This is a genomic window from Nocardioides sp. HB32 (genome assembly GCF_054058995.1).
The window spans coordinates 4,300,269-4,314,756 of record NZ_JBSSBS010000001.1; the positions used below are offsets into that span (position 1 = coordinate 4,300,269).

At 72.6% G+C, this 14,488-nt stretch carries 22 protein-coding genes; 11 read left to right on the forward strand and 11 right to left on the reverse strand.

What is annotated here, in order from left to right; genetic code table 11:
• The first annotated feature begins 45 nt into the window (after positions 1 to 45).
• The 4 genes from ACVW2K_RS21545 to ACVW2K_RS21560 all read left to right on the forward strand — a co-directional run bounded on the left by ACVW2K_RS21545 (position 46) and on the right by ACVW2K_RS21560 (position 3,025).
• Positions 46 to 1,200: an acyl-CoA dehydrogenase family protein gene (locus tag ACVW2K_RS21545; RefSeq protein WP_457203913.1), complete on the forward strand. Its 1,155-nt coding sequence runs from the start codon at positions 46 to 48 to the stop codon at positions 1,198 to 1,200.
• A 10-nt stretch (positions 1,201 to 1,210) separates the two neighbouring features.
• Positions 1,211 to 2,347, forward strand: coding sequence for an acyl-CoA dehydrogenase family protein (locus tag ACVW2K_RS21550; protein ID WP_457203914.1), 1,137 nt, complete (start codon positions 1,211 to 1,213; stop codon positions 2,345 to 2,347).
• A 70-nt stretch (positions 2,348 to 2,417) separates the two neighbouring features.
• A complete protein-coding gene (locus ACVW2K_RS21555) occupies positions 2,418 to 2,726 on the forward strand; it encodes a WXG100 family type VII secretion target (protein WP_457203915.1) in 309 nt (102 codons plus the stop codon).
• Positions 2,726 to 3,025, forward strand: a complete 300-nt coding sequence (locus tag ACVW2K_RS21560; protein ID WP_457203916.1) for a WXG100 family type VII secretion target — start codon at positions 2,726 to 2,728, stop codon at positions 3,023 to 3,025. Before ACVW2K_RS21555 ends, ACVW2K_RS21560 begins: the two co-directional genes overlap by 1 nt.
• A 115-nt stretch (positions 3,026 to 3,140) precedes the next feature.
• Here the strand turns inward: ACVW2K_RS21560 and ACVW2K_RS21565 are convergent, their stop codons facing one another.
• Positions 3,141 to 3,281: a hypothetical protein gene (locus tag ACVW2K_RS21565; RefSeq protein WP_155992071.1), complete on the reverse strand. Its 141-nt coding sequence runs from the start codon at positions 3,279 to 3,281 to the stop codon at positions 3,141 to 3,143.
• Positions 3,282 to 3,374: 93 nt separating this feature from the next.
• On the reverse strand, positions 3,375 to 3,539 hold the full coding sequence (locus ACVW2K_RS21570) for a hypothetical protein (protein ID WP_197025318.1): 165 nt from the start codon (positions 3,537 to 3,539) through the stop codon (positions 3,375 to 3,377).
• A 13-nt stretch (positions 3,540 to 3,552) separates the two neighbouring features.
• On the opposite strand from ACVW2K_RS21570, the gene ACVW2K_RS21575 reads away from it, so the two are divergent.
• The 3 genes from ACVW2K_RS21575 (at position 3,553) to ACVW2K_RS21585 (ending at position 5,893) form a co-directional block, all read left to right on the forward strand.
• Positions 3,553 to 4,158 (forward strand): hypothetical protein, encoded by a 606-nt coding sequence (locus ACVW2K_RS21575; protein WP_457203917.1) that lies wholly within the window; start codon positions 3,553 to 3,555, stop codon positions 4,156 to 4,158.
• Between the two features lie 107 nt (positions 4,159 to 4,265).
• Positions 4,266 to 5,567, forward strand: coding sequence for a WXG100-like domain-containing protein (locus tag ACVW2K_RS21580; protein WP_457203918.1), 1,302 nt, complete (start codon positions 4,266 to 4,268; stop codon positions 5,565 to 5,567).
• A complete protein-coding gene (locus ACVW2K_RS21585; RefSeq protein WP_457203919.1) occupies positions 5,567 to 5,893 on the forward strand; it encodes a hypothetical protein in 327 nt (108 codons plus the stop codon). The genes ACVW2K_RS21580 and ACVW2K_RS21585 overlap by 1 nt, the downstream gene beginning before the upstream one ends.
• Before the next feature lie 58 nt (positions 5,894 to 5,951).
• Here the strand turns inward: ACVW2K_RS21585 and ACVW2K_RS21590 are convergent, their stop codons facing one another.
• Both ACVW2K_RS21590 and ACVW2K_RS21595 read right to left on the reverse strand, forming a co-directional pair.
• Positions 5,952 to 6,455, reverse strand: a complete 504-nt coding sequence (locus tag ACVW2K_RS21590) for a DUF4234 domain-containing protein (RefSeq protein WP_197025317.1) — start codon at positions 6,453 to 6,455, stop codon at positions 5,952 to 5,954.
• Between the two features lie 109 nt (positions 6,456 to 6,564).
• Positions 6,565 to 6,699 (reverse strand): hypothetical protein, encoded by a 135-nt coding sequence (locus tag ACVW2K_RS21595; RefSeq protein ID WP_269320330.1) that lies wholly within the window; start codon positions 6,697 to 6,699, stop codon positions 6,565 to 6,567.
• A 72-nt stretch (positions 6,700 to 6,771) separates the two neighbouring features.
• On the opposite strand from ACVW2K_RS21595, the gene ACVW2K_RS21600 reads away from it, so the two are divergent.
• Positions 6,772 to 7,386, forward strand: a complete 615-nt coding sequence (locus ACVW2K_RS21600) for a maleylpyruvate isomerase N-terminal domain-containing protein (RefSeq protein ID WP_457203920.1) — start codon at positions 6,772 to 6,774, stop codon at positions 7,384 to 7,386.
• Between the two features lie 17 nt (positions 7,387 to 7,403).
• On the opposite strand, the gene ACVW2K_RS21605 is transcribed toward ACVW2K_RS21600, so the two are convergent.
• Together ACVW2K_RS21605 and ACVW2K_RS21610 are read right to left on the reverse strand one after the other, a co-directional pair.
• Entirely contained in the window at positions 7,404 to 7,805 is a 402-nt protein-coding gene (locus ACVW2K_RS21605) for a DUF2237 family protein (RefSeq protein WP_457203921.1), read from the reverse strand.
• Positions 7,802 to 8,218: a hypothetical protein gene (locus tag ACVW2K_RS21610; protein ID WP_028637493.1), complete on the reverse strand. Its 417-nt coding sequence runs from the start codon at positions 8,216 to 8,218 to the stop codon at positions 7,802 to 7,804. Before ACVW2K_RS21610 ends, ACVW2K_RS21605 begins: the two co-directional genes overlap by 4 nt.
• Before the next feature lie 98 nt (positions 8,219 to 8,316).
• On the opposite strand from ACVW2K_RS21610, the gene ACVW2K_RS21615 reads away from it, so the two are divergent.
• Complete coding sequence (locus ACVW2K_RS21615; protein WP_457203922.1) at positions 8,317 to 8,472, forward strand: hypothetical protein; 156 nt, start codon at positions 8,317 to 8,319, stop codon at positions 8,470 to 8,472.
• A gap of 21 nt (positions 8,473 to 8,493) precedes the next feature.
• On the opposite strand, the gene ACVW2K_RS21620 is transcribed toward ACVW2K_RS21615, so the two are convergent.
• From ACVW2K_RS21620 to ACVW2K_RS21630, 3 genes are all read right to left on the reverse strand, one after another.
• The gene (locus tag ACVW2K_RS21620) at positions 8,494 to 9,483 is read right to left on the reverse strand and encodes an aldo/keto reductase (protein ID WP_457203923.1); all 990 of its coding nucleotides are present in this window, start codon (positions 9,481 to 9,483) and stop codon (positions 8,494 to 8,496) included.
• A gap of 192 nt (positions 9,484 to 9,675) precedes the next feature.
• Positions 9,676 to 10,218, reverse strand: coding sequence for a hypothetical protein (locus tag ACVW2K_RS21625; protein ID WP_457203924.1), 543 nt, complete (start codon positions 10,216 to 10,218; stop codon positions 9,676 to 9,678).
• A 16-nt stretch (positions 10,219 to 10,234) separates the two neighbouring features.
• On the reverse strand, positions 10,235 to 11,071 hold the full coding sequence (locus tag ACVW2K_RS21630) for a methyltransferase domain-containing protein (protein WP_457203925.1): 837 nt from the start codon (positions 11,069 to 11,071) through the stop codon (positions 10,235 to 10,237).
• Between the two features lie 30 nt (positions 11,072 to 11,101).
• Here ACVW2K_RS21630 and ACVW2K_RS21635 point away from each other — a divergent pair, with 30 nt between their 5' ends.
• Complete coding sequence (locus ACVW2K_RS21635) at positions 11,102 to 11,434, forward strand: TfoX/Sxy family protein (protein WP_457203926.1); 333 nt, start codon at positions 11,102 to 11,104, stop codon at positions 11,432 to 11,434.
• Here the strand turns inward: ACVW2K_RS21635 and ACVW2K_RS21640 are convergent.
• The gene (locus ACVW2K_RS21640) at positions 11,391 to 11,762 is read right to left on the reverse strand and encodes a TraR/DksA family transcriptional regulator (RefSeq protein ID WP_457203927.1); all 372 of its coding nucleotides are present in this window, start codon (positions 11,760 to 11,762) and stop codon (positions 11,391 to 11,393) included. The genes ACVW2K_RS21635 and ACVW2K_RS21640 overlap by 44 nt on opposite strands.
• Positions 11,759 to 12,964, reverse strand: a complete 1,206-nt coding sequence (rlmC, locus tag ACVW2K_RS21645) for a 23S rRNA (uracil(747)-C(5))-methyltransferase RlmC (RefSeq protein WP_457203928.1) — start codon at positions 12,962 to 12,964, stop codon at positions 11,759 to 11,761. The genes ACVW2K_RS21640 and rlmC overlap by 4 nt, the downstream gene beginning before the upstream one ends.
• Positions 12,965 to 13,016: 52 nt before the next feature.
• On the opposite strand from rlmC, the gene ACVW2K_RS21650 reads away from it, so the two are divergent.
• Positions 13,017 to 14,474 carry an MFS transporter gene (locus tag ACVW2K_RS21650; protein WP_457203929.1) on the forward strand — a complete coding sequence of 486 codons (1,458 nt, stop codon included), beginning with the start codon at positions 13,017 to 13,019 and terminating at the stop codon, positions 14,472 to 14,474.
• The last annotated feature ends 14 nt before the right edge of the window (positions 14,475 to 14,488 follow it).

Sequence of the window (14,488 nt, forward strand, 5' to 3'; positions counted from 1 at the left end):
TACCGGCCGGTAACGTGGCCCCACCGACCCATCAGGAGGCCACCCATGCAGCTGGCGCTGTCGGCGGAGGACGCCGAGTTCCGCGACGAGATGCGGGAGTTCTTCACCACGAAGATCCCCCAAGAGATCCGGGACGCGGTGCGCGACCGGCGCGAGCTCACCCGCGAGCAGCTCGTGGAGAGCATGCAGGTCATGAACGCGCACGGCCTCGCCGTACCCAACTGGCCCACGGAGTGGGGTGGCCGGGACTGGTCGCCACTGCGCCGCCACATCTGGCACGAGGAGATGCAGCGCGCCTACGTGCCGGTGCCGCTCGCCTTCAACGCCTCGATGATCGGCCCGGTGATCGCGCAGTTCGGCTCGCAGGAGATGAAGGAGAAGTTCCTGCCGCCGACCGCGAACCTCGACATCTGGTGGTCGCAGGGGTTCTCCGAGCCGGACGCCGGCTCCGACCTGGCAGCACTGAAGTGCCGGGCGGTGCGCGACGGCGACGAGTACGTCGTCAACGGGCAGAAGACCTGGACGACCCTGGGGCAGTACGGCGACTGGATCTTCAACCTGGTGCGCACCGACCCCGAGGCCAAGAAGCAGGCCGGCATCTCGATGCTGCTCATCGACATGAGCTCCCCAGGCGTCGAGGTCCGGCCGATCGAGCTGATCGACGGCGGCCACGAGGTCAACGAGGTGTGGTTCACCGACGTCCGCGTGCCGGTCGAGAACCTGGTCGGCGAGGAGAACCGCGCCTGGGACTACGCGAAGTTCCTGCTCGGCAACGAGCGCGTCGGCGTCGCACCGGTGGGTGCCACGAAGCGGGTGCTCGCGCAGGCCAAGGAGTGGGCCGGCCCGATGCTCGAGGAGGACCCGCTGCTGGCGGCGCGGATCGTCGAGTTGGAGAACGAGCTGCTCGCCCTCGAGCTCACGGCGCTGCGGGTGGTCGCCCACTCCGCGGACGGCAAGCCGCACCCGGCGTCCTCCGTCCTCAAGCTCAAGGGCACCGAGCTCCAGCAGGCCGTCACCGAGCTGGTCGTCGACGTCGCCGGTCCGGCCTCGCTCGCCTCCGGCGCAGGCGACGACTCCGACCTGCCGTGGTGGACCCGGCGCTCGACGCCGGTGTACCTGAACTTCCGCAAGGCCTCGATCTACGGCGGCTCCAACGAGGTGCAGCGCCAGATCATCGCCCGCACGATCCTGGGACTCTGAGGAGCAGCGCATGGACTTCACGTACGACGAGGAGCAGCAGGCCCTCCGCGAGGCCGTCCGCGGCCTGGTGGGCAAGGCGTACTCCGACTTCGAGAACCGCCGGCGCACGGTCGCCGAGGAGCCGGGCTTCAGCGACAAGGTCTGGCAGCAGCTCGCCGAGATGGGCGTGCTGGGCCTGCCCTTCGAGGAGCAGTACGGCGGCATGGGCGCCGGTGCGATCGAGGTCGGGATCGTGGCGCAGGAGCTGGGCCGGGTGCTCGCTCCCGAGCCGTTCCTGACCTCGGTGGTGCTGTCCGGCGGACTGGTCGCGGCGGCGGGCTCGGAGGAGCAGAAGACCGAGCTGCTGGGCGGACTGTCGTCCGGCGAGACGGTGCTCGCCTTCGCGCACGCCGAGCCGGGCTCGCGCTGGTCGCCCTCGGCGACCGCCGTGCAGGCGACCTCCTCCGGGGACGCCTGGACGCTGAGCGGGGTCAAGGAGCCGGTCGTCCAGGGCGCCCGCGCCGACGTGCTGGTCGTGAGCGCGGCGCTGCCGGACGGCGGCACCGGGCTGTTCGTGGTCGCGGGCACCGATGCCGCCCGCGAGGGCTACCCGACGCACGACGGCGGCCGGGCCGCGCGGGTCGCCTTCGACGGCACCGCCGCGGTCCCGCTGGGCTCGGGCGGCGACGCCACCGGGGTCGTCTCCCGGGTGCTCGACATCGCTCGGATCACCGCGTGCAACGAGGCGATCGGGCTGATGGAGGTGGCGCTGGAGACCACCTCGGCGTACCTCAAGAGCCGCAAGCAGTTCGGCGTCACGCTCAACACGTTCCAGGCGCTGACCTTCCGCGCGGCCGACCTGTACGTCTCGCTGGAGCTCGCCCGCAGCATGGCGGTGTGGGCGACGATGGTCCTCGCGGACGCGTCGGGCGAGGAGGCGTCGGTCGCGGCGTCGCGGGCGGCCCTGCAGGTCAGCCGGGCCGGCCGGCACATCGGCCAGGAGGCGATCCAGCTGCACGGCGGCATCGGCATGACCGCGGAGTACTCCATCGGGTCCTACACCAGCCGGCTCACCGCGCTCGACCACCTGCTCGGCGACGGCAACCACCACCTGGCGCTGCTGGCCGCCGGCGTGGGCGGGTACGACGAGGTCGACCCGCTGCCCTGAGCCCGGGGAGTTCTCCACAGATCGCGGGTGCCCCGTGTCGATGGCCGTCGGCACGGGGCATCGTCAGGTCATGGGCACCCTGACCACTGATCACCAGGCCTTCCGGTCGGCCGTGGCGGACCTGCGCGACGCCGCCTCGCGGCTCACCGCCGACCGGGACCGCGCGGCCCGGTCGGTCGACGCGCTCCTCGGCACCTGGTCGGGCACCGTCGCGTCGTCGTACGCCGAGGGGTGGGACGCGTGGTGTGCCGGGGCCGCCCGGGTCCTCGAGGGGCTGAGCTCGATGGCGACCCTGCTCGAGTCGGCCGACGCCGACTTCTCCGCCACGGACGCCGGCGCCGGCGCCGAGCTCGGCCGGCTCACCACGAGGCTGGGCTGATGTACGCCGTGGACCTCGAGGAGCTGCTCGCGACCGTCGACCTGCTCGGCCGGTGCGGCGAGGAGCTCGACGAGCTGCTGGCCGCCATCGCGGGGCGGGTCGCCGTGCTGCACGACACCTGGAGCGGCCGCGCCGCCGGCGCCCAGGCCACGGCCCAGGCGGAGTGGGAGTCCGGGTTCCGCGAGATGCGCGATGGCCTCGCCGCGATGCGCGCGGCCGGCTCGACCGCGCACGACCGCTACCGCTCGGCGGCCGACACGAACGTACGGATGTGGCAACAGGTCGCTGCCACCGGTTGACGGGGGCCGGGGCACCGAGGACGGGACGCGCGCACGACGTCACGTCCCCTCCACGGTGCCCGGGTCGCCCCGCGGGTCGCGGCTCCGCCCTGGGCGGGGCCGGGGATGGCAGGGGTCACCGGATGGTCTGCAGTCGCAGCATCTCGAACTCCACCTGCCGCTGGTGCTTCCGGCGCAGGTCCATCAGGCGCTGCTGCTTGTCCTGGGGCGGCAGGGCGCGCCAGGTGGTACGCCGCTCGATCAGCGTGGTCTTCATGTCGGTTCCTCTCGGGTTGTGCCCACCTCCCTGGCGGGCACGCCCATCGTGCGCGCGCGCCCTTGGAGGCGACTGGGAGCCGACTTGGAGCCGCTAGGTCCCCGAGGTGCCAGGAGGCTCGGCGATCCGCTCGTGCAACCGGTCGCGCACCTGCTCCGGCGTGAGCTCCGCCCGTTGGCGCTGGTCACGGGCGATGATGACCCCGGTGGCGGCGACGCCGGCCACCCCGGCGAGCCCGAGCCACTTCCACAGCTTCACGAGGACCCCTTCCATGACCGACCTGCACCTCGACACGGCGGTCGACCTGACCCGCACCGGCGACCTGTGGCTGTTCCGCGGCCACTCGACCGCGGACCACGCTATCCGGGTCCTGACCAACGCACCCGTCAACCACGTCGGGATGGCCGTCGTCCTCGACGACCTGCCACCGCTGATGTGGCACGCCGAGCTCGGCAAGGGGCTGATGGACGTCTGGACCAACAGCCACCACCGCGGCGTGCAGCTGCACGACCTGCGCGCCGCCGTCGACCAGTGGACCGGCCGGTATGAACAGCAGGCCTGGCTGCGCCAGCTGGACGGGACCGTCACCCGCGAGATGGAGGACGCGGTGCTGAGGACGATCGCCCGGCTGGACGGCACGCCTTTCCCCGCCACGGCCAAGCTGATCGGGCGCTGGGCGCGCGGGCGGGTGCGCCGGGCGGCCTCCGCCGAGCTGACGTACTGCGCCGAGGTCGTGGCGGCGACGTACACCGCGATGGGCCTGCTCGACGGGAGCCGGCCGACGAACTACTACGACCCGGGGAAGTTCTGGTCCGGTGACGACCTGGAGCTGCTGCGGGGTGCGCGGCTCGGCGAGGAGATCCGGATCGTCACCTGAGGTAGCGGCGGTCCCCGAGGGGTGCGCCGGTGACGGTCGTGGCGCCGGTTGTCCACAGCCCGGGCGGTGACCGCGTCGCGGCACCTCCTCGCGGGCAGCCTGCCGGCATGAGGCTCCTCATCGACGGCGGCGGCTACACGACCGCGACGAGCGCCTTCGGGCACGCCAACCACGCCGCGGCACTGCGCTGCGACTCTCTGTCCGCGGCCCTCGCGGGCTACGCCGCCATGGCCGGCGACTCCTCCAGCTCGGCCGACTTCGCCGAGACCTACGACGCCGCCGCCGCCGACGGCCTCGCGGCGCTGGCCGACCTGGCCGACTCGTTCGCCGGCCTCGGCCGCCTCACGCACGGCTCGCACCAGAACCACCGCGCCGCCGAGGGACTGGCCGGCCTGGACGACGTCGCGTACACCGGCGTACGCCCCATAGCGCCGCCGTCCTCGCTCGGTGGCGATCCGTCCGGCCTGCCGGACACGCTGAACTGGCTCCTCGACCACGTCGAGGCGTTCATCTGGCCGGACGCCGACGTCGACAGGCTGCGCGCGGCCGGGGCGACGTGGCGCGGCGCCGCCGGGGGCCTCGCCGCCCTCGTGAACCACTGCGACCTGGTCGTCTCGGCGCTCGGCGAGGAGCACTCTCCCGAGATCCCGCTCGCCCTCGACGCCGTGCGCACCCTCAAGGGCGGCACCTGTGACCTGGCCGAGCAGTACGTCGCGATCGCCGGCGCCTGCGAGCAGTACGCCGACCAGGTCGAGCAGCAGCGCGCCGCGATGCTCGACTTCCTGTTCGACCTGCTCCGCGACTCGCTGATCATCGAGGGCATCGGCATCGGGCTGAGCTTCGTCACCGCGGGCGGCACCGCCGCGGGCGCCACCGCGATCAACATCGCCCGCGTCGGCGCCGAGATGCCCCGGATCCTGCAGTTCGTCGAGGCGGTCCGCACGGCGGCCGCCGCCGCGGCGGCGGTGATGCGGTCCGCGGGCGAGATCGTGCTGCGCGCCCGGTCGACCTTCGGCAGGTTCGCCGGGCTGGTGCTCGCGTCGGACGCGCGGGCGCTCGCGCCCTCCGTGCGTTTGCTGCGCGACACCCGAGGCCTGAGCTGGGGAATCAGTCTCCAGCGGCAGGAGCGGCATCTCTTCGGTTCAGACCTGTGGATCGATCGCGGTCGTGGTGGCTACTTCCACGCACCGAACGAAGCTCAGGCGGTGCTCGATGCCGTTCACGATGGTTCGGCAACGATTCTCTGTCGACTGCCCAACGGCGGCCTGCTCGTCCGCTACGACGGAATCACCGGGTTCAACAACAACGCCTACGCCGGATACGTTGACCAGCCGACGCACATGTTCATGATCAAGGGCACCGCGCACCCCAGCGTCGTGCCCGTAAGTCCGGCCACGAAGGTGAAGTGATGAAGGACCTCGCGTTCGAGAACGAGATGGTCCTGGCGGTGGTTCAAGCCGGGATCGGGGTCATCGACCCTGCGGTCCAGGCGATCTCCATCGAGACGGACGCATCGACTCGAACCCTCCGGATCAACGTGGCCACCACGCGCGCCTTCGACGACCCTGAGTTTCCGTCGGACCTGACCTCGGAGATCGACGCTCTCACGGGTGGGGACGTTCGGGTCGAGATCGAGCGGTGGAACGGGCCCGACTGGGTGAACGGATGGCCCGGCAACGACAAGCGCATGGTGTACGCCCCTGCTCGACCGGGCTACGGCGGAACGTCCGCCTGACGTCACACGGGCGAGGCCAACCGAAGGCCTCGCCCGCTCGACGTCCCGACAGCGAGGCTCAGTCCTCGCGGGCGCCCTTCGAGCGCCAGTAGTCGTTCAGCGCGCCGTTCGTCTTCACGAACCACACGATCGCGCCGATGAGGAACAGCCAGCCGAGCAGCAGGTACCACAGGCCGGTGGCGGCCTTGACCGGCGCGGGCCTGCCGTCGCGCTCGTAGAGCTTGCCCACCTCCGCGGAGGTGATGAACGGCATCACGATGCCGACCACGACCGCGAGGAGCAGGGCGATCGGTCCGCCGATGCCGTCGCCGGAGTGACGCTTCATCTCGTCGTGCGTCTTGTACCACCAGTACCAGGAGTAGATGCCGAGCGTCACGATCGTGAGCAGCACGCAGGTGCCCGTGCTGCGGATCTTGCCCAGCGGCGCACCGCTCGGGACGGCGTACGGCGCGGCTGCGGCGCCGCCCGCCATCGCGGGAACGGCCGCGGGTGCGGCCGGGGCCGCTTCGTACGGCGGCGGAACCGCCGACTGGGTCGGTAGGGGTTCGTTGGTGTCGGTCATGGAGAGGTCCCTCCTCAGGGAGCCGGTCGCCGATTGGCGTCGGCAAACGCTAATCCGCGTCCGGCCCCGCGAGGGACGAAACCCCACTGGACTGGACCGGCTGTGGGAGTCAGGCTCGGCGGAGGAACCGCAGCTCCATCTCGATCTGCGCCTGCTGGCGGCGGCGGAGCTCGTCGAGGCGCAGCTGCTTCTGCTCCCCGGTGAGCGCGTGCCAGGCCCGGTGCCGCGCGAGCTGCCCGTTCATGCCCCCCATCGTGCGCCCGGAGCCTGTCCCCGCGCCTCCGAATTAATCTCCCACGGCTGTGAGAATGGCGGCATGCAGCCCCGCGCCAGCTTCGACGCCGCCGCCGACGCGTTCCTCGACCTCGTCGGCGCCGTCCCTCGGGAGCGGTACGACGGACCGGGGGTCGGCGACTGGGACCTGCGCTCGCTGATCGGGCACACGGGCCGCTCGCTGGTGACCGTGGCGACCTACCTCCGCACCCGCGCCGACACGGTCGCGGTGGCGTCGCCCGCGGCGTACTACGTCGCGGTCGACCGGTTCGCCACGGCGGAGACGACCGCGGCCATCCACCAGCGCGGGGTGGACGCCGGGCAGGCCCTCGGCGACGACCCGGTCGCCGCCCTCCACCAGCACCGGGCCGACGCCGACGCGGCGCTGGGCGCACTCGACGGCGACCCGGTGGTGGAGACCATCGCCGGCGGGATGCGGGTGAGCGACTACCTCCCGACCCGCACCTTCGAGCTGACCGTGCACTGCCTGGACATCGCCCGGGCGACCGGGCTGGCGTTCACGCCGCCGGCCGTCGCGCTCGCCGAGGCGCTCGAGCTCGCGAGCGCCAGCGCCCTCGAGCTGGGCCTCGGCACCGACGTGCTGCTCGCTCTCACCGGACGTCAGCCGCTGCCACCCGGCTGTTCGGTCGTGCCCTGAGTCAGATCAACGGGGAGTCAGAGCAACGAGCCGGGGTCCCCGGGGACGTCGACGGAGTGCTCCTCGAGCGCGCGCAGCGGGACGATCTCGAGCGCCCGCTGGTTCGTAGCGGCGAGCACGACGGGCGCGGCGAACCCGTCCGCGTACGCCTGCAGCCACCGCGCGGCGACCACGCACCAGCGGTCGCCGGGGTGCAGGCCCGCGAAGGCGTAATCGGGTCGCGGCGTCGACAGGTCGTTCCCGACCGCCTGCTGGTGGGCGAGGAACTCCTCGGTCATCACCGCGCACACGGCGTGCAGGCCGATGTCCTCGGACCCGCAGCGGCAGCTGCCGTCGCGGAAGTAGCCGGTGACCGGGTCGGTACCGCAGGGCTCCAGGACGCCGCCGAGGACGTTGACCTCGTCCGGCTGCCCGGTCATCCCAGCGACCAGACGCCCGGCCGGCCCTTGGTCATCTCGCCGTCGGCGATCAGGGCCTGGCGCGCCCGGCGGGCGGCGTACCGCCACCGCAGCTCGCCCTCGGGCGTCGTCTGGTGGTCCGCCTCGGTGAGACGCTCGGCCATCCGGTCCTCCAGCGCCCGGAACAGCTCCTCCTGCTCGAGCTGGCCACCGGCCTCCTCCAGCACCGCCACGATGTCGGGCCGGAACGCCTCCGGCGGCGTCCACTTGCGCGGCACCGACCGGCTCGGCGCGGCCTTCTTGACGACCGGCCTGCCGGCCCGCGGCGTCGCCGTCCGGGCCGTCGCGCGCGGCGGCGGGGGCGCCGGTGGGTTCCCGTGGATGCACTGGGACTTCGGGAGGTCACACAGGTCGCAGTAGTCCTCGGCGCTCATCGGCACCCAGCCTAGACCGGGGTCTGAGGTACCCGACAGGGGGATCTAAGGAGGTCGCCCGATGTGGGCGACCACCTCAGGCGCGCACCGTCGCCCTCATGATCGCCTCACTGAACATCGACCCCACCACCGCCCTGATGCTGACCCACCTCGAGGTCGACGAGCTCGGCCGGGTTCGCAGCCGCCGCGGCGACCTGCGCCGCCGGCAGCACCGGTTCCAGGCCGGCGCGCGGCTCCGCAAGCTGCTCGCCTGACAGCTCGGAGGCGAACCGGCCCTACCAGCGCTCGTGCACGGCCGCCCGGAAGTACCGGTCGTACAGGTCCCGCACCCCGTCGAGGAACGCCGGCGGGAGCGGGTCCGCATCGCCGGCGGCGGCGTTCGCGCGCGCCTGCCGGGCGTTGCGGGCACCGGGGATGACCGTCGTGACGCCGGGCTGCTGCCAGACCCACGCGAGGGCCACCTCGGCGGGGCTGAGCCCCGTGGGGCCGACCGTGTCGATCAGGTCGACGAAGGCCTGCGCGGCCTCCACGCCGACCGCGAAGTCCACGCCCGAGAACGTCTCACCCACGTCGAACGCGCTGCCGTCGCGGTTGTAGGTGCGGTGGTCGTCGGCGGCGAACGTCGTCGACCGGTCGTACTTCCCCGACAGCAGGCCGGACGCCAAGGGCACGCGCGCGATGACGCCGACCCCGGCCGCAGCGGCCGCGGGCAGCACCTCGTCCAGGGGCTTGAGCCGGAACGCGTTCAGGATGATCTGCACCGTGGCGACGTGCGGCCGCGCGATCGCCGCCAGCGCCTGGTCGACGGTCTCGACGCTCAGGCCGTACGCCGCGATGTCGCCCTCGGCCACCAGCGTGTCGAGGTCGTCGTAGATCCGGTCCGCCTCGACCGCCTCCGTCGGCGGGCAGTGCAGCTGCACCAGGTCCAGCCGGTCCAGGCCGAGGCCGCGCCGGGAGCGGTCGATCCAGGAGCGGAAGTTGTCGAGCCGGTAGTTGTCCGGCTCCTGCGCCATCCGGCGCCCCATCTTGGTCGCGACGAAGACGTCGGGGTGGGTCCGCAGGAAGGTCCCGATGATCTCCTCGCTCCGGCCGTCGCCGTACACGTCAGCGGTGTCGAAGAACGTCACCCCGGACTCGACCGACGCCTCCAGCACGGCATGGGCGTCGGCCTCGGAGACCGAGCCCCAGTCCGCGCCGAGCTGCCAGGTGCCGAGACCGACGACCGAGACCTCGCGGCCGGTCCTTCCGAGGACGCGCTGCTCCATGGACACAGTCTGACAAGCCGGTGGGCGGGCGGCCGCGCGGCAGTTACCCGGAATTGACGTAGCGGTCCCCGCTCGCCAACGCCTTGGCTGATCGGGGGTCTCCGGAGCAGAACGACTGAGGCTGGGACCGACCACCCGGTCCGGCGCCGCGTCCCGAGCGCGGCACCGGGCCGGGCCTGGGACTCGAGTGGCTCAGCCGGTGTAGGAGAGGACCCGCTTCGTCAGCCGGTGGACCCCAGGGACGTAGTCGTCGGTGCGGGCCGCCCGGTCCTGGACGTGCGACCGCACGGACACCGAGAACCGCTCGGAGGGACCGAGGCAGCTCGGGTCGAACCGGATCACCGACTTCGTCCCGATCATCCGCACCGAGGCGCACCCACGGTCGCTGATGTCCCGGTGGTGGCGGTCCCAGTCGCGGGCCTTGTAGACGCCGTACTCGCTGAAGGACACCCCGGTGATGAACAGGTCGGGCACCCGGTCGCCGTCGGTGTCGACCCAGACGTCGATGCCGTCGCCGACGTCGACCCGGCGGCCGTGCACCACCGTCACCCGAGCCTTGCGGCCCGCCGCCGAGGCGGCCTTCAGCGTCACCGAGACGATGTCGTAGGCCTTGTGCGGCTCGACCGGGTCCGTGATGGTCCGCTCGGTCGGCGGCGCCAAGGCGACGGCCGGCGCGGCGGGCGCGGCGGTCGCGAGCGCCATGAGTGCCACCGGGGCGAGGAGCAGACGGCGCATTCCCACAGTGTCCTCCTCAGTCCTTGCGGCAGACGAATCCGAAGACCGTGACCGCCCAGAAGGCCCAGCCGTTCCGCGCCGCCTCGGCCTGCGCGGTCAGGGCCGCCGCGGCCTGCTCGGGCGTGATCGTGCCGTCGCCGATCGCCTGCTCGGCCGACATCCGGCTCAGGTCCGAGCGGAGCAGCATGTCCTGTGACTGGACGAGCGCCGACGAGCCGACGTCGGGGTCGACCGACAGGCCCGCCTGGATCGCCTGGCGCGGGATGTTGCGCGCGGCGCTCGGGTTCGCGAGCTGGCCCATGAACGCCGTCGTCATCGCCCGCGACACCGCCGGGTCGACATCGGACTCGACGCGGGACTCGTGGTCGGAGTCGAGCAGCAGCGCCCGACCGCCGGGCCGCAGCACCCGCCCGAACTCCGCGATGGCCGCTGCCGGCTCCGGCACGTGCTGGAGCACCCGCTCGCACCACAGCACGTCGACGCTCTCGTCGGGCAACGGGATCTCGGTCGCCAGGCCCTGGCAGAACTCCGCGGCCGAGTCGACCTCCCCGGCCCGGGCCTCCGCCACCACGCGGAGCATGCCGTTCGGCTCCACGCCGAGCGCCCGGCCGTCCGGTCCGGCCAGGGCCGCGAGCCGGCGGGTCATGGTCCCCGTGCCGCTGCCGACGTCCACGCAGACCTCCCCGCGCCGTACGTCGCCCGCGGCCAGCATCCACGCCCGCAGTCGTTCGATCGACGGCGCGGCGTCCTGGGCGTCGAGCACCGCGATCATCTGCGCGACCGCGGCATCGCCGATGGTCTCGGGCCGGAACGCCGCCCCGAGCGAGACCGACGCGCCGCTCACCTCTCCCATGCTCATGCTCGAGGGTCCCACAATCGAGGCATGGCGTACGACGAGCGGCTGGCCGAGCGGATCCGCGAGCTCGTCGAGGGCGAGCCGGGCGTGACCGAGCAGAGGATGTTCGGCGGCCTGGCCTTCCTCGTCGGCGGGAACATGGCGGTCGCTGCCAGTCACGAGGGCGGGCTGCTGCTCCGGGTCGACCCGGACGAGGCCGAGCAGCACCTCGCGCACCCGCACACCGACCCGTTCGTGATGCGCGGGCGGGCGATGAACGGCTGGCTGCGCGTCGTCCCCGAGGGCGTGGGCACCGACGTCGAGCTCCGGCGCTGGGTCAACGTCGGGGTGACCTACGCCCGGTCGCTGCCCCCGAAGTAGCGCACGCGACGCAGGTCGCCGCCGTCGGCCGGGCCTCGAGCCGCTCGGCCGGGATGTCCCGGCCGCAGACGGCACACACCCCGTAGGTCCCGGCGTCCACCCGCGCGAGCGCCGCCTCGACCGCGGCCAGGTGCTCCTCGGCCTGCCGCACCAGTGCCGCGACCTGGGACCGCTCGAACGCGATCGTGGCGCCCTCGGGGTCGTGCTCGTCGTCGGCGTTCGAGTCCTTCGACGCCTCGACGAACCCGCGGTGGTCGCCGCGCAGCGCGGCGAGCCGCGCCGCCGTCCGCCGGTGCTCCGCCTCGAGCCGTGCGCGCGGGTCGCTCACGCCCGCTCCAGGAGCGTGAGCACCTCGTAGTGGGCGGTGTTCGGGAACATGTCCAGCAGCCGGCCGCGGACCGCCCGCAGCGACGGCATCGCGTCGAGGTCCTTCGCCAGCGACTGCGCGTTGCAGCTCGAGTACAGGACGTGCCCGACCCCGGACGACTCCAGCCAGCCGGCCAGCTCGGGGCCGATGCCGCGGCGGGGCGGGTTCACGACCACGAGGTCCGGCGGTGCGGCCGAGCCCACGGCGTACGCCGTCGCATCGCCCGCCTTGAAGCGCACCGCACCCGGCCCGGCGGCGCCCGTCTCCGTCGAGCCCATCTCCATTGAGCCCATCTCCATTGAGCCCATCTCCATTGAGCCCATCTCCATTGAGCCCATCTCCATTGAGCTCAGCGTCGCCGACGCCACCGCCTCGCGGCTGATCTCGATGCCGGTCACGTCGGCCCCGGTGCCCGCGATCGCCAGGGCGAATCCCCCGACTCCTGTGTACAGGTCCCACACCGACCGCGGCGAGACCGCCGCCACCCATTCCCGCCCGAGCCGGTACAGCTCGGCCGCCATCGGCGTGTTCGTCTGGAAGAAGCTCTGCGGCCGCAGGTGCAGCGCGAGCCCCGTCAACCGCATCGTCAGCGTCTCCTGCCGGCTCAGCGGGATCTCCCGCTCCCCCTCGAGGACCGCCTTGTGCTCGGGCTGGAGGTTCACCGACGCGACCACGACCTCCGGCAGCTCCGCCTGGAGCCACGGCAGGTGCTTGCGGATCCGGGCGACTGGCTCCTGCGATCGCAGCACGAACCGCACCATCAGCTCGCCGTCCGGCGACTCCGTCACGAGCAGGTGCTTCAGCTCACCGCTGCGCGAGGGCACGTCGTACGGCGTCAGCGCCGCCCGCGTGACGAACGCGGCCAGGACGGGGAGCGCGGTCCGGATCCCGGCCGTGTGCAGCGGGCAGTCGCGCAGGTCGATCCCCGCGCCGGCCGGGTTCAGGATCCCCAGCGTCGGCTCGGCGACCGTGCCGTGGACGACCATCTTCGCCTTGTTGCGGAAGCCGAGCTGCGGGCTCGCGACCGGCGCGTCCCACGCGACCCGGTGGCCGCGAAGCAGGTCCTCGACCTGCCGCTGCTTGGCGACCAGCTGCGCGTCGTACGGCGTGCCGAGCCAGCTGCACGAGCGGCAGCGGCCCGCATCGAAGTGGTCGCAGATCATGACGGGCCAAGGCTACGGAATGAATCGGGCGGCCACGCGGTTGCGGCACCACGTGACCGCTCCCCTGGAACGACGCGCGGACTACCGCGTCACCTTCGCCGTCCTCTGCCTCGGCGTCGGAGCGTTCTCGCTGCTCCAGTCGATGGTCAACCCGGTGCTCCCGACCATCGAGGCCGGCCTCGGCACCGACCAGGCGACCGTGAGCTGGGTGCTGACGGCGTACCTGCTGTCCGCGAGCGTGTTCACCCCGATCATCGGCCGGGTCGGCGACAAGGTCGGCAAGGAGCGGATGCTCGTCGTCGCGCTCGCCGCGCTCGCCGTCGGCTCATTCATGGCCGCGATCGCCACGAGCATCGGCGTGATGATCGCTGCCCGGGTGGTGCAGGGCATCGGCGGCGGCGTGCTGCCGCTGACGTTCGGCATCGTCCGCGACGAGTTCCCGCGCGAGAAGGTCGCCGGCGCCATCGGTACGGCGTCCGCGCTGCTCGCGGTGGGCGGCGGCGTCGGCCTGGTGATCGCCGGGCCGGTCGTCGACGCGCTGAGCTACCACTGGCTGTTCTGGATCCCGATGGTGATGACCGTCGTGGCCGCACTCGCGGCCGCCTTCTACGTCCCCGAGTCCCCGGAGCGCACGCCCGGTCGGATCAACGTCGGCACGGCGCTGCTCATGTCCGGCTGGCTGGTCGCGCTCCTCGTCGGCGTCACCGAGGGTCACCTGTGGGGCTGGTCGTCGGCGCGGGTGATCGGCCTGTTCGTCATCGCCGCGATCCTCCTCGTCGTCTGGGTCTGGGCGGAGTCCCGCAGCGACCAGCCGCTCGTCGACATGAAGATGATGCGGATCCCGACCGTGTGGACCGTGAACCTGGTCGCGCTGCTGTTCGGCGCCGGCATGTACGCGACGTACGCGTTCCTCCCGCAGTTCCTCCAGACGCCGGAGTCCGCCGGCTACGGCTTCGGCGTGAGCGTCACCGAGTCCGGCCTGCTGCTGCTCCCCCAGACGGTCGCGTCGTTCATCGCGGGGGTGATGGCCGGCCGGCTGACCGTGCGCTTCGGGTCCAAGGCGATGATGGTGTTCGGCGCGGCACTGACCGCAGCGTCCACCCTCGCGCTGACGCTCGCCCACGACGAGATCTGGCAGGTCCTCGTCGCGACCAGCGGCCTCGGCCTCGCGTTCGGCCTCGCGTTCGCCGCCATGTCGAACCTCGTGGTCGCCGCCGTGCCGCAGAGCCAGACCGGCGTCGCGACCGGCATGAACACCAACATCCGCACCGTCGGCGGCGCCATCGGCGCCGCCGTGGTCACCAGCGTCATCACCGCGAACGTGCAGCCGTCGGGGTTCCCCCACGAGTCCGGTTACACCCACGGCTTCGCCGTCCTCGCGATCGTCGCCGCCGGGGCCGCGGTCGTCGGGGCGTTCGTGCCGATCGTGCGGGTCCGGACCCACGTCGTCCCCGGTCCCCGGGCGGAGGCCGAGGCCGACGTGGAGCCGGAGACCGTCCGTCCGAGTTGAGCTGGCCCGGGACC